The 13998-nt window shown below is 61.9% G+C and carries 10 protein-coding genes; 9 read left to right on the top strand and 1 reads right to left on the bottom strand.

The genetic code is table 11. From position 1 onward, the window contains the following. Positions 1-14: 14 nt before the first annotated feature. The 9 genes from QWI18_RS09670 (at position 15) to QWI18_RS09630 (ending at position 13354) form a co-directional block, all read left to right on the top strand. The gene (locus QWI18_RS09670) at positions 15-1514 is read left to right on the top strand and encodes a CoA-acylating methylmalonate-semialdehyde dehydrogenase (protein ID WP_369318726.1); all 1500 of its coding nucleotides are present in this window, start codon (positions 15-17) and stop codon (positions 1512-1514) included. Between the two features lie 182 nt (positions 1515-1696). Continuing rightward, positions 1697-3628 carry a 3D-(3,5/4)-trihydroxycyclohexane-1,2-dione acylhydrolase (decyclizing) gene (iolD, locus tag QWI18_RS09665; protein ID WP_369318725.1) on the top strand — a complete coding sequence of 644 codons (1932 nt, stop codon included), beginning with the start codon at positions 1697-1699 and terminating at the stop codon, positions 3626-3628. A 179-nt stretch (positions 3629-3807) separates the two neighbouring features. Then, a complete protein-coding gene (locus QWI18_RS09660) occupies positions 3808-4827 on the top strand; it encodes a Gfo/Idh/MocA family protein (protein ID WP_192134767.1) in 1020 nt (339 codons plus the stop codon). Between the two features lie 536 nt (positions 4828-5363). Next, a complete protein-coding gene (locus QWI18_RS09655; RefSeq protein WP_065986215.1) occupies positions 5364-6290 on the top strand; it encodes a sugar ABC transporter substrate-binding protein in 927 nt (308 codons plus the stop codon). An 85-nt stretch (positions 6291-6375) separates the two neighbouring features. Continuing rightward, positions 6376-7938, top strand: coding sequence for a sugar ABC transporter ATP-binding protein (locus QWI18_RS09650; RefSeq protein WP_369318724.1), 1563 nt, complete (start codon positions 6376-6378; stop codon positions 7936-7938). A gap of 95 nt (positions 7939-8033) precedes the next feature. Continuing rightward, positions 8034-9056 (top strand): ABC transporter permease, encoded by a 1023-nt coding sequence (locus QWI18_RS09645; protein WP_065986264.1) that lies wholly within the window; start codon positions 8034-8036, stop codon positions 9054-9056. Positions 9057-9405: 349 nt separating this feature from the next. Further along, complete coding sequence (locus tag QWI18_RS09640; protein ID WP_065986217.1) at positions 9406-9810, top strand: TraR/DksA C4-type zinc finger protein; 405 nt, start codon at positions 9406-9408, stop codon at positions 9808-9810. A gap of 184 nt (positions 9811-9994) precedes the next feature. Then, entirely contained in the window at positions 9995-11617 is a 1623-nt protein-coding gene (locus QWI18_RS09635; protein WP_192134769.1) for a methyl-accepting chemotaxis protein, read from the top strand. Positions 11618-11890: 273 nt separating this feature from the next. Next, on the top strand, positions 11891-13354 hold the full coding sequence (locus QWI18_RS09630; RefSeq protein WP_369318723.1) for a DUF2235 domain-containing protein: 1464 nt from the start codon (positions 11891-11893) through the stop codon (positions 13352-13354). 93 nt (positions 13355-13447) lie between these two features. Here the strand turns inward: QWI18_RS09630 and QWI18_RS09625 are convergent, their stop codons facing one another. Beyond that, positions 13448-13684 carry a DUF2789 family protein gene (locus QWI18_RS09625; RefSeq protein WP_192134773.1) on the bottom strand — a complete coding sequence of 79 codons (237 nt, stop codon included), beginning with the start codon at positions 13682-13684 and terminating at the stop codon, positions 13448-13450. Positions 13685-13998: the final 314 nt, after the last annotated feature.

Raw genomic sequence — 13998 nt, 5'->3', positions numbered from 1 at the left:
GAAGGAGCCCCTCAATGAGCACTGCCCCGATCATCGGCCACTATATCAACGGCCAGATTCACGACAGCGCCGAGCGTTTCAGCGATGTGTTCAATCCGGCCACCGGCGCCGTGCAGGCCCGGGTCGCGCTGGCGGAACTGAAGACCGTCGATGAAGCCGTTGCCGCTGCCCAGGCGGCGTTTCCCGCTTGGGCGGATCAGTCGTCCCTGCGCCGTGCGCGGGTCATGTTCAAGTTCAAGGAGCTGCTGGACCAGCACCATGACGAGCTGGCGGCCATCATCTGCCGCGAGCACGGCAAGGTGTTTTCCGATGCCAAGGGCGAGGTGGTGCGCGGCATTGAAATCGTCGAGTTCGCCTGTGGCGCGCCGAGCCTGTTGAAAAGCGACTACAGCGACAACATCGGTGGCGGCATCGACAACTGGAACCTGCGTCAGCCACTGGGCGTCTGCGCCGGCGTCACGCCGTTCAATTTCCCGGTGATGGTGCCGCTGTGGATGATCCCCATGGCGCTGGTCACCGGCAACTGCTTCATCCTCAAGCCGTCCGAACGCGACCCGTCGGCGAGTCTGCTGATGGCGCAACTGTTGAAACAGGCGGGCCTGCCGGATGGCGTGTTCAACGTGGTGCAGGGCGACAAAGTGGCCGTGGATGCGCTGTTGCAGCACAAGGGCATCGAGGCGATTTCATTTGTCGGCTCCACGCCCATCGCCGAATACATTCATCAGCAGGGCACGGCCCACGGCAAGCGCGTGCAGGCCCTCGGCGGTGCGAAAAACCACATGATCGTCATGCCCGATGCCGACCTGGATCAGGCGGCCGACGCATTGATCGGCGCGGCCTACGGTTCGGCGGGCGAGCGTTGCATGGCGATTTCCATCGCCGTGGTGGTGGGTGACGTGGGGCAGAAACTCATCGACAAGCTGCTGCCGCGCATCGATGCCCTCAAGGTCGGCAACGGCATGAACGCCGATTCGGACATGGGCCCGCTGGTCACGGCGGTGCACAAGGCCAAGGTCGAGGGCTACATCGCCCAGGGCGCGCAGGAAGGCGCGAAGCTGATTGTCGACGGGCGCAACTTCACCGTGCCGGGGGCGGAACAGGGCTTCTTCGTCGGCGCCACGCTGTTCGATGAGGTGACGCCGGAGATGACTATCTATAAGGAGGAAATATTCGGACCGGTGCTGGGCATCGTCCACGTGCCCGATTTTGCCTCGGCGGTGGAGCTGATCAACGCCCACGAATTCGGCAACGGCGTGTCGTGCTTCACCAGCGACGGCGGCATTGCCCGGGCCTTTGCGCGCAACATCAAGGTCGGCATGGTGGGCATCAACGTGCCGATCCCGGTGCCGATGGCCTGGCATTCGTTCGGCGGCTGGAAGCGCTCGCTGTTCGGCGATCACCATGCCTACGGCGAAGAAGGCCTGCGGTTCTACAGCCGCTACAAGAGCGTCATGCAGCGCTGGCCGGACAGCATCGCCAAGGGCGCGGAATTCAGCATGCCGACGGCGAAGTAACAAAGGGAGCCATCGACATCTTCCCGGCTGAAGCCATTCCTACAGGATGCATCCGCGCTGTTAGTAGGACCGGCTTTAGCCGGGAAGCTCTTCGAGGCGCCACCGTACCCACAGGAAATCGCGATCAGCCTGCCAACCGCGCCCAGGGCTTTCATCACCGCCAATAACAACAAGGTGCAAGCATGACCACGACTCGATTGACCATGGCCCAGGCCCTGGTGAAGTTTCTCGATAACCAGTACGTCGAAGTCGACGGCGTGCAGAGCAAGTTCGTCGCCGGGGTGTTCACCATTTTCGGTCACGGCAACGTGCTCGGCCTGGGCCAGGCGCTGGAGCAGGACAGCGGCGAGCTCATCGTCCACCAAGGCCGCAACGAACAAGGCATGTGCCACGCCGCCATGGGTTTTGCCAAGCAGCACCTGCGGCGCAAGGTCTACGCCTGTAGCTCGTCGGTCGGCCCCGGCGCCGCCAACATGATCACTGCCGCGGCCACCGCGTCGGCCAATCGCATTCCGCTGTTGTTGCTGCCCGGCGATGTCTACGCCAGTCGCCAGCCCGATCCGGTGCTGCAACAGATCGAACAGTTCCACGACCTCAGCATCAGCACCAACGACGCCTTCAAGGCCGTGAGCAAATACTGGGACCGCATCAACCGCCCCGAGCAGCTGATGAGCGCGGCCATCAACGCCATGCGCGTGCTCACGGACCCTGCCGAAACCGGGGCCGTCACCCTGGCACTGCCCCAGGACGTGCAGGCCGAAGCCTACGACTACCCCGATTCATTCCTGCAAAAGCGCGTGCACCGCATCGACCGCCGTCCGCCCACCGAAGCGATGCTCAACGAGGCCGTGACGCTGCTCAAAGGCAAACGCAAGCCGCTGCTGATCTGTGGCGGCGGCGTGCGTTATTCCGGTGCGGCCGCCGAGTTGCAGGCGTTCGCCGAGCGCTTCGGCATCCCATTCAGCGAAACCCAGGCAGGCAAGAGCGCCATCGTCTCCGCCCATCCACTGAACATGGGCGGCATCGGCGAGACCGGCACCCTGGCGGCGAATACCCTGGCCCGGGAGGCGGACCTGATCATCGGCGTCGGCACCCGTTACAGCGATTTCACCACCGGCTCCAAATCCCTGTTCCAGAACCCTGACGTGCAATTCCTCAACCTCAACGTTGGCGCTTTCGATGTGCAGAAACTCGATGGCGTGCAGGTGTTGGCCGATGCGCGCCTCGCGCTTCTCTCCCTGTCGGATCAGTTGGGGGACTACAGCGCGCAGTGGGGCGATCAGCCGCGCGAGGCAAGGGCTGCGATGGACACGGAAGTGGATCGGCTGTACGCCGTGGAATACCAGACCGAGGCTTTCGAGCCGGAAGTCAGCGGCCATCTCGACCCGCAGGTGCTGCGCGATTTCATCGAAATGACCGGTTCGTGCCTGACCCAGAGCCGGGTATTGGGTGTGCTCAACCAGCAATTGCCCTCAGACGCGGTGATCGTCGCGGCGGCCGGCAGTCTGCCCGGCGATTTGCAGCGGGCGTGGCGCAGCACCAGTGTCGACAGTTACCACGTCGAGTACGGCTATTCGTGCATGGGCTATGAGGTCAACGCCGCGTTGGGCGTGAAGATGGCGGCGCCGGAGCGTGAGGTGTACGCGCTGGTGGGTGACGGTTCCTACATGATGCTGCACTCGGAACTGGCCACGTCGATTCAGGAACGGCGCAAGATCAACGTGGTGCTCCTCGACAACATGGCCTTCGGTTGCATCAACAATTTGCAGATGGGCAACGGCATGGGCAGTTTCGGTACGGAATTCCGCTACCGCAATCCCGAGACCGGTCAGCTGGATGGCGACTTCGTGCCGGTGGATTTCGCCATGAATGCTGCGGCTTATGGCTGCAAGACCTACAAGGTCAGCAACGCCCAAGAGCTGGAAGCGGCACTGGCCGATGCGCGCCTGCAGACCGTTTCGACGCTGATCGACATCAAGGTGCTGCCGAAAACCATGATCCACGGCTACCTGTCGTGGTGGCGCGTGGGCGTGGCGCAGGTGTCGACCACGGGAACAACGGCCGAGGCGTACGAGCGGCAAAAAGCGGCGTTGGCCAAGGCCCGCCAGTATTGATGCATGCGACCTTTGTAGGAGTGAGCTTGCTCGCGATGACGGTGTGTCAGATACAGATATGTACCGGACGCAACGCTATCGCGAGCAAGCTCACTCCTACCGTGAGAACGCTTTCATCCTGCAGAGACATACTTGTCCTGTAGGAGCCAGATACAGGGTGTTAGCAAGGAGACTTACACATGAAAATCGGACTCATCGGCTACGGCAAGGGCGGGCGTTACTTTCACGCGCCGCTGATTGCCAGCCAGCCCGGCGTGACGTTTGCCGGCGTGGTCACCCGTTCGCCGGAACGCCGCCAGGACCTGCGCAACGATTACCCCAAAGTCCCGGCTTTCGACAGCCTGGCCGATCTGGTCGCGGCCGGTGTCGATGCGGTGGTGATCTCGACGCCGCTGGCCTCCCGCCGTGCCTTGATTCTCGAAGCCATCGAACTCGGCGTCCCGGTCGTCAGCGACAAACCGTTCGCGCCGGATGCCCAGGCGGCCCAGGAACTGGTAGACGCCGCCGAACGCCGAGGCGTGCTGCTGGGCGTGTACCAGAACCGACGCTGGGACTCGGATTTTCTCACCGTGCGCAAACTGATCGATCAGGGCGTTCTCGGCGACATCAGCCGCTTCGAGTCCCGGGTCGAGCGCTATTCGCCGTCCTCGGTTGGCAAGGAAAGCGGCGGCGGCATTCTCCGCGATCTCGGCAGCCATCTGGTGGATCAGGCACTGCTGCTGTTCGGGCCGGTGAAGCGGGTGTACGCCGAGCTTGAGTTCGCGACGCCGGAGCAAAAGGTCGATCACGGCTTCTTTATTTCACTGACCCATGCCAACGGCGTGGTTTCGCACCTCTGGGGCAACTGCCTGCAAAACGCCCAGGGCCCGCGTTTTCGAGTCAACGGTTCACAGGGCTGCTATACCGTGGAGGGCCTCGACGGTCAGGAAGCTGCCGCACTGGCCGGGTTGTCCCCCCGATCCGAAGGCGATCGCTGGGGCGTGGAAGAACACCGACGCTGGGGCTGGTTCGAGCAGGGCGAGCACCGCGAGCGGGTCCCGTCGGAGCGTGGCTGCTGGACCGAGTTTTACCGGCAGTGGCAGGAAGCGGTGATGAATCAGGGACGTAATCCTGTGGATGCAAACAATGCGGTTGCCTCGGCCCGCGTGCTGGATGCCGCGAGGATCAGCGCGATGGAGGGCAGGGTGGTTGTGCTGTAGGACGTGCACCCGGATGTCTAGCGAGGGAGTGCGCTGCACCCACCGGATTGTCCGAACGAGGCGCATCAAACCGAAAATAGAAATTAATTCTAAAAGCTGTTGAAGTAGAAATTATTTTCCAATAGAGTCATTTCCAGGTTGCCGACGATCGCCGTCAGCGCCTGGTGCCGGGTCTCCCGGCAGCAGGCCGAACGAGCGACACAAAAACAAGAAAGCCAATCGCAGACAGGTACCGCCAATGAATATCTTCAGATCAGCCGCCAAGGCTTGCCGCCCCTTCTTACTCGCGCTTCCTGCTATTCCCCGCGCTGTTTCCCACAGATTGATCAACGCCGCCCCCGCTGTCGAATCCGCCCTCGAAACCATCGCCCATGTGCTCTGCGTCCAACGCCGCGGCGTTGTGGTATGCGGCGCATCGGGTGGTTCGGTCGCGCACCTTTCAGACACGGCGTGCACTGCTCCGCGCTGAGTGTCAGTACCTCCAGCCGTCATCATCCCCGTCATTACAACAACAAGAATCTGGAGAAAGACCGTTCATGAATACCCCGCTCCGTTTCACCTCACTCGCTCTAGCCCTCATGCTGAGCAGCGGCGCCACCCTGGCCGCCGACCTGAAGATCGGCGTGTCCATGTCGCAGTTCGATGACACGTACCTGACCTACATGCGCGAGGACATGGACAAAAAAGTCAAAGCCATGGGCGGCGTCGATTTGCAGTTTGTCGATGGCCGCAATGACGTGAACAAACAGCTCGATCAGGTGCAAGAGCTGATTGGCAAGAAGGTTGACGCACTGATCGTCAACCCCGTCGACACCGAAGCCACCGTGAAGATCACCAAGGCTGCCACGGATGCCGGCATTCCGCTGGTCTACGTCAACCGCCGTCCGGACGATCCGAAGCTGCCCGCAGGCGTTGCCTCTGTGACCTCCGACGACAAGGAAGCCGGGCGCATGCAAATGGAATACCTGGCCAAGAAAATGGACGGCAAGGGCAACGTCGTCATCTTGCTCGGTGAGCTGGCCAATAACTCGACCCGCGACCGCACGGCGGGCGTCAAGGAAGTCCTGAAAAACTACCCCGACATCAAGGTCACTCAGGAGCAGACCGGCGCCTGGCAGCGGCAGAAAGGCATGGACGTCACCAATGACTGGCTGACCCAGGGCCGCGACTTCAAGGCGGTCATCTCCAACAACGACGAAATGGCCATCGGTGCGGCCATGGCCCTGAAGCAGGCGGGCAAAAAAGGTGAGGTATTTGTGGCCGGTGTCGACGGCACGCCGGACGGTCTGAGCGCGGTCAAGAAAGGTGACCTCTCGGTCTCGGTGTTTCAGGACGCCAAGGGGCAGGGCGAGGGCGCAATCGATGCGGCGGTGAAATTGGCGAAGAAGGAAACGCTGCCCGAACAGGCCATCGTGATTCCTTTCAAGCTGATCACCCCGGAAAACGTCAACACCTTCAAATAACCGCTCATCTCAGACCGACTGACACCCGGCAGAGCACCGCCTGGCCGTGCCTCTGCCGACCCTGTCAACCGAGGAGCCTGTGACCATGTTCGCTTCCACAACCGCTTCGGCTTCAACCCTCTCGCCTGTCTCCGGGACGACGAACGACGCCGAGCACCCTTATCTGCTGGAAATCACCAACATCAGCAAGGGCTTCCCCGGGGTGGTGGCGCTGGACAACGTGCAACTGCGCGTGCGGCCCGGCAGCGTGCTGGCGCTGATGGGCGAGAACGGCGCGGGCAAGTCCACGCTGATGAAAATCATCGCCGGCATCTACCAGCCCGACACCGGTGAAATCCGCCTGCGTGGCGAGCCGGTGGTGTTTCAGTCCCCGCTGGCGGCGCTGCAATCGGGCATTGCCATGATCCATCAGGAGCTCAACCTGATGCCCCACATGAGCATCGCCGAGAACATCTGGATCGGCCGCGAGCAGCTTAACGGCCTGCACATGGTTGACCACCGTGCGATGCACCGCTGCACGGCGCAATTGCTCGGACGCCTGCGCATCAACCTCGATCCAGAGGAGATGGTCGGCAACCTGAGCATCGCCGAGCGTCAGATGGTCGAGATCGCCAAGGCCGTTTCCTACGACTCCGACGTACTGATCATGGACGAGCCGACCTCCGCCATTACCGAGACGGAGGTCGCCCATCTGTTTTCGATCATTGCCGACCTGCGGGCCCAGGGTAAGGGCATCATCTACATCACCCACAAGATGAACGAAGTGTTCGCCATCGCCGATGAGGTGGCGGTGTTCCGGGACGGCGCCTATATCGGTCTGCAGCGGGCCGACAGCATGAACGGCGACAGCCTGATTTCGATGATGGTTGGCCGTGAACTCACCCAGCTGTTTCCCGAACGCGACCAGCCCGTGGGCAAGTTGCTGCTGTCGGTTCGCGACCTGTCGCTCAACGGCGTGTTCGAAGGCGTGTCGTTCGACCTGCACGCCGGCGAAGTGTTGGGCATCGCCGGGCTGATGGGCTCGGGGCGCACCAATGTCGCTGAAACGATCTTCGGCATCACCCCCAGTACGCGCGGGGAAATCCTCCTCGACGGCACGCCGATCCGTGTCAGCGACCCGCACTTCGCCATCGAGAAGGGCTTCGCGTTGCTCACCGAGGATCGCAAGCTCAGCGGCCTGTTTCCGTGCCTGTCGGTGCTGGAAAACATGGAGATGGCGGTGCTGCCCCATTACGCTGGCAACGGTTTTGTCCACCAGAAAGCCTTGCGCGTGCTGTGCGAAGACATGTGCAAAAAGCTGCGGGTGAAGACGCCGTCCCTTGAGCAGTGCATCGACACGCTGTCCGGCGGCAATCAGCAGAAGGCGCTGCTGGCGCGCTGGCTGATGACCAACCCGCGGGTGCTGATCCTCGATGAGCCCACCCGCGGCATCGACGTCGGCGCCAAGGCCGAGATCTATCGGCTGATTTCCCTGCTCGCCAGCGAGGGCATGGCGGTGATCATGATTTCTTCCGAACTGCCGGAAGTGCTGGGGATGAGCGACCGGGTCATGGTCATGCACGAAGGCGAAATGATGGGCACCCTCGACCGCGCCGAGGCCACCCAGGAGCGGGTCATGCACCTGGCGTCCGGAAACCCGGTCCACTGAATCTCGGGCTATTGACGCTCCGATTCAAGCACTGCACCACGCCCCAGTCACACTGCCCCAGTCGGGTCGCACAAGAACAAGAGGCACACATGAAGATGAACGCGATGCTGGAAAACAAACCCGCACTGGCGCCCCGCAAGCACAAGCGCCGGCTGCCCACCGAATTGAGCATCTTTCTGGTGCTGATCGGCATTGGTCTGATCTTCGAGTTGTTCGGGTGGATCGTCCGCGATCAGAGCTTTCTGATGAATTCCCAGCGGCTGGTGCTGATGATTCTGCAGGTGTCGATCATCGGCCTGCTGGCCATCGGCGTGACCCAGGTCATCATCACCACCGGCATCGACTTGTCGTCAGGTTCGGTGCTGGCGCTGTCGGCGATGATTGCCGCCAGCCTGGCGCAATCGTCGGACTACACCCGCGCCGTGTTTCCGTCGCTGACCGATCTGCCGGTGTGGGCGCCCGTCATCGCCGGCCTTGGGGTGGGGCTGCTCGCCGGGGCGATCAACGGCAGCATCATCGCCATCACCGGCATCCCGCCGTTCATTGCCACGCTGGGCATGATGGTCTCGGCGCGGGGGCTGGCGCGCTATTACACCGGCGGCCAACCCGTGAGCATGCTGAATGACTCCTACACCGCGATCGGCCAGGGCGCCATGCCGGTGATCATCTTTCTGGTCGTCGCGGTGATCTTTCACATCGCCCTGCGCTACACCAAGTACGGCAAATACACCTACGCCATCGGCGGCAACATGCAGGCGGCGCGCACCTCGGGGATCAACGTCAAGCGGCATCTGGTGATCGTCTACAGCATCGCGGGTCTGCTGGCCGGGCTGGCCGGGGTGGTGGCGTCGGCACGGGCGGCCACCGGACAGGCCGGCATGGGCGTTTCCTACGAGCTGGACGCCATCGCGGCGGCGGTGATCGGCGGCACGAGCCTGGCCGGTGGCGTCGGGCGGATCACCGGCACGGTGATCGGCGCGCTGATCCTCGGGGTCATGGCCAGCGGCTTTACCTTCGTCGGCGTCGATGCCTACGTGCAGGACATCATCAAGGGCCTGATCATTGTCGTCGCCGTGGTCATCGATCAGTACCGCAACAAGCGCAAGCTCAAGCGCTGAGTCGTTCAGGCGTCATCAAAGAGGGCCTCATTGCAGGCCCTTTTCGTTTTTCATCGGTTTGAACCGATCACGCCACGGTCGGTCAGACACCATCTGCCTCGTTTCGAGGACGCCTGGGCCGGGTGAAGGGTGCGATCAAATCCCCGGCGCGACCCAATGCCACCGGGTATTGCGGCCCTTGTTGGACGAATCCTGATCAATTATGTTGCCGAGTACCGAACCCGGCCTTAGACTGCCGCCCCTCGTAAATTGAGTGCCAAGCGGCGCTTCGAGACTACGGCGCGTTTAATGCCAGGTTGAGGCGCACCTTTGAGATCGCCTTAATGCACGTTTTTTTATAGAGAAATCAATGACCAAGGAAAAGTTGCTGGCGATGCCGGCCGATGACTACATGAACGCCGAGCAGCACGCGTTCTTCGTCGGCCTGTTGCAAGCCATGAAAGTCGAAATCCACGAGCGCATCGAGCAGAGCCGTATCGCGATCGAAAGCCTGGACACCCCGGCTGACCCTGCCGACGCCGCTTCCGTGGAAGAAGAGCGCCACTGGCTGGTGAACGTGATTGACCGCGATCAGCGCATGCTGCCTCAGCTGGAAATGGCCTTGAGCCGCATCGCTGACGACAGCTTTGGCTGGTGTGAAGACAGCGGCGAGCCGATTGGCCTCAAGCGCCTGCTGATCAGCCCGACCACCAAGTACTGCATCGAAGCTCAGGAACGTCACGAGCAGATCGACCGCCACCAGCGTCAGGCGTGATCCATCGGGTTCGACCGCCCGCAACGGGTGGTCGAGCCGTTCCCTTGCGCACCGTTCAACCGCCTACTGTATAGCCCCCCGTCGCAGCACATTCCGACCGACTACCACCAATGACTCATGGCGCATGGCCGCTATTTGGGCGTTTAATGCTTTCACAATAATGAAAGCAGGGCAGGTCCCGGACATGGATGCGAAAGGTCGTCACGCAGCAACACCCTCCCACCCCGCGCACGCGGCCGTCGACAGTCAGGTCGTCACCGGTTCGCGCTGGCTGACGCCCGCCCTGCAAAGCCTTGGCTTGTGCCTGCTGTTTGCGGCGATGGCGTGGGGCCATGTGTCCGTTTACGTGTGCCTGCCCGTCGCGCTGTTGATTCTGTGGTTGCCGCCGCTGTTCGCCGGCCGAACGCCGGTGGCGGCGGGAGAGGCGGGCGAAGACACCATGACGCGTCTGACCCGGGACCTGTCCCGAAGCACCAGTCACAACGCGTTGTCTGCTGCGGCCGTGGCGTTTTCGGTCAGGCAACTGGCGGGCAAGCTGCAGTCTCAGGTCAACGCGGCCGAGCAGATCGTCAGCAGCGCCGATGTGATGATCGCTACCGAGCGCGCCACGTCGACCCTCAGCCAGCAAGCGCTGACGGCCGCCAGCCAGGCGCGGGAGAGCAGCGGCGCCGGGCTCAACGTCCTCAACGCTTCCATCGGCCTGATGCACCAACTCAGTGAGCGGGCCGACAGCAGCCGTGAACTGATCGAAGCGCTCAGCCAGCGCAGCGAAGACATTCAGCGTGTGACGGCGGTGATTCAGTCCATCGCCAGCCAGACCAATCTGCTCGCCCTCAACGCCGCCATCGAAGCCGCGCGGGCCGGCGAACACGGCCGTGGCTTTGCGGTGGTGGCCGATGAAGTGCGCGGGCTGGCCGGGCGTACGGCGACGGCGACCAGTGAAGTCGGGGAGATGGTCGTTGATATCCAGCAGCGCACCCGTCAGGTGGTCGAGCAGATCCGGCAGTTGTCGGGCGACCTGAGTGGCGGCGTGGCGCAGGTCGAATCCACCGGTCAGCAACTGGCGAGCATCGCTCAGCTGGCGGTTGGCGTAGAGCAGCAAGTGGGTGAGATCGCGCGGGGCGCCCAGACCAATCAGGCGCAATTGAGCAGCCTGTTCGTGGCCGTCGAGCAAATGCGCAGCGACCTGGCCGTCAGCGATGACCAGACCCGGCGTCTGGCGCAATCGGCGTTGCAGATGGAGGAGCAGGCGGAAACCATCAGCGAACGCCTGGCCCAGGTCGGTCTGGATGACTATCACCAGCGCATTTACGACCTCGCCCGCGAAGGCGCCAGCCAGATCGCCGCCACGTTCGAAGAGGACATCGATCAGGGCCGGGTCAGCCTGACCGATCTGTTCGACCGCACCTATCAGCCCATCGCCAACACCTCGCCGGCCAAGTACCAGACGCGCTTCGACCGCTACACCGACCAGACGCTGCCGGCGATTCAGGAACCGCTGCTGACCCGTCATGAGGGGCTGGTGTTCGCCATCGCCTGCACCCAGCAAGGCTACGTGCCGACCCACAATAAGGCGTTCAGCCGACCTTTGACGGGCGACACGGCAGTCGACGCGGTCAACAACCGCACTAAGCGCAAGTTCGACGACCGCACCGGGATTCGCTGCGGCAGTCACCAGCAGCCGGTTCTGTTGCAGACCTACACCCGCGATACCGGCGAACTGATGCACGATCTTTCCGTGCCTGTCATGGTCAAGGGCCGGCATTGGGGCGGGCTGCGACTGGGCTATAGGCCGGAGAAAAGCTGAGGACTGAGTTGCAAGCGACAAGCTTCAAGTGAAGAGCAGTGAGCAGTGATCGGGGGTCTTGTGGCTTGCCGCTTGAAGCTTGCAGCTCTTCGCGGAGCGTTAGTTGTGAGACTAAGGCCCTTCAATTATTTAAACGTCCGATATTGAAGTAGGAAGCGTCTGAAGTGCAGTTCCATCGGTTGACGGGACGTTAACTGCGATCATCCTGTGAGTATATGTCCGAATATGTAAATGCCTGTTCGGGACTCATGTCAGTACTCACGGATGAATCAAATGACAAAGAAAACTATCACTCACGCGTCGGCCGATTCCCGCACCGACGCGCCGGAAGTCACCGTTCGTCTCGGTGTGTTCTTCGACGGGACCGGTAATAATCGCGTCAATAGCCAGATAGGCGCCGACTGCCAGGCCATGGCGGAAGTCTATGGCGGCGTGCATATAAAAGAATGTGGTGGCCGACACACTGACCCCGGCAGCAGTTACAGCAACAGCCCCACCAATATCGCGAGACTGGCCGGCTTATATAAGCAACAGCGCAAGGCGATCATTAAAGCCGACGGCCTGTATGTATATGGTGCGGTGTATGTCAGCGGCGTTGGCACTACCTCTGGCGGGCGCGATTCACGCGTGTCGGGCCAGGGCTTTGGTCGCGGCACCACCGGCGTGGTGGCAAAAGTGTCGCGGGGCATCAAAAAACTCGCCGACGAACTTCAGATGTTTGAAAGCGATAACCCGGGTTGTGTCATCGGTGCGCTGGAACTGGACGTGTTTGGCTTCAGTCGGGGTGCGGCCTCGGCCCGGCATCTGGCCAACGAAGTGCTGAAAAAATCCCGGGGCGCGCTGGACCCGGTTCTGGACCCACGCAAACTGCCGCTGTCGGACAGCTTCTCATGGGCCAGCGGCAGCGTACGGTTGAAGGTTATCGGGCTGTTCGACACCGTGGCCGCCGTCGGTGGGATCTCCGATCTGGGCAGCGTTCGGGATGCGGTCAATAAACGGGTCAATCTGTTTCTGCCGCCCGGGTGCGCGCAGCAGGTGCTGCATTTGGTGGCCGGCGATGAGCATCGGCGCAATTTCGTCCTAAACAGCGTCAAGCCCGACTGGCCCCGGGAAATCGTGCTGCCCGGCAGCCATTCGGACATCGGCGGCGGCTACCAGCCCCAGGAAGTCGAGAAGGTGTCGCTGTTCCGGCCACGCCGCAGCCTGGTTTGCGTCAACACGCCCTACGACGAAACGGACGCCTGGCTGCAGGCCCACGCCGAGCTGTCCACCCTCGACGCCAGGCGTCTGCTCGACCCCACCGATGAGAGCGCTTCGCTGGGCGTTGAATGTTTCGAACGGTTTGCCAGCAGCTCACGCGGGGTCAAAACGGTGGTCGCGACGGTGACGCTGGAACGCCGCGTCTACAACCACCTTGCCCACGTTTACCTGCGGCTCATGCACACCCTGGCGAGTGACGAAGGTGTGCCGTTTTTGCCGATCCGTGATTCCGCAGAAATCACCCTGCCACCAGAATTGCGTCCCATCGCCGCCAAGCTGATCAGCCATGCAAAAGGAGAGGGCGGGGTGCTGAACGACGCCGAGCTGACGCTGTTGCATCAGCGCTACATCCATCGCTCGGCGCACTGGAACAACGCCCGACGCGATGCGCTGGTGGATGGTCTTTTTGTGCACGCGCCTGCGCGGAATGGGCGGCAGATGTTTTCCAATGTCGGCCAGCCCGGTTATCCACAGTGACCGGGCTGCCTTGAGGGGTTGGGGCACGATAATGGCGGATCAGGCAAAAAAATGGCGGCCTCGAAGGGCCGCCTTTTTCACACGTGCGCCGGGTCAGGTCGGCGTGTGCAGCAACACATTCAGCTCGTCAACGATGGGCGCCCAATCGTCATCCAGTTGAATTTTTTCCTTGAGCAGTCCGGCTTGATTCTCCGTCCAGAAATCGGCTTCGGAGACCTTCTGACCTTCCGGCAGTTGGTGCGCGGCGACAAATGCGTCGATGCTGGCCTGATCGGACTCCAGCCCCAGTTGTTCGAACAACATTTCAAGCGACGGCGTCATGATTTCCATTTTTTCTCCCGAACGGGTAAAGGACCCGGATTGGCGTGTCAGTGAGTAACCTTCTGCTGCATGGGAGTACGCGCGGCAGGCAAGAGTTCTAACTGATTGCCTGAAGAGCCGCCGACACACCGCGCGTTTTTAGTAGGACTGGCTTTAGCCGGGAAAGCGTCAGGTGTCACACTGCAGAATTGAGGGTGCCCAATCAGGCCTCTTCCCGGCTGAAGCCGGTCCCACTAAAACATCGCATGGCTGTTTATTGGAGTGAACCAATCCCATTGACACACCACGCGCTTTTAGTAGGACTGGCTTTAGCCGGGAAAGCG

The sequence above is a fragment of the Pseudomonas sp. W2Oct36 genome (genome assembly GCF_041060465.1).
GTDB lineage: Bacteria > Pseudomonadota > Gammaproteobacteria > Pseudomonadales > Pseudomonadaceae > Aquipseudomonas > Aquipseudomonas graminis_B.
Note: the sequence above shows the minus strand (reverse complement) of the source record. Positions and strands in the feature narration are given on the sequence as shown.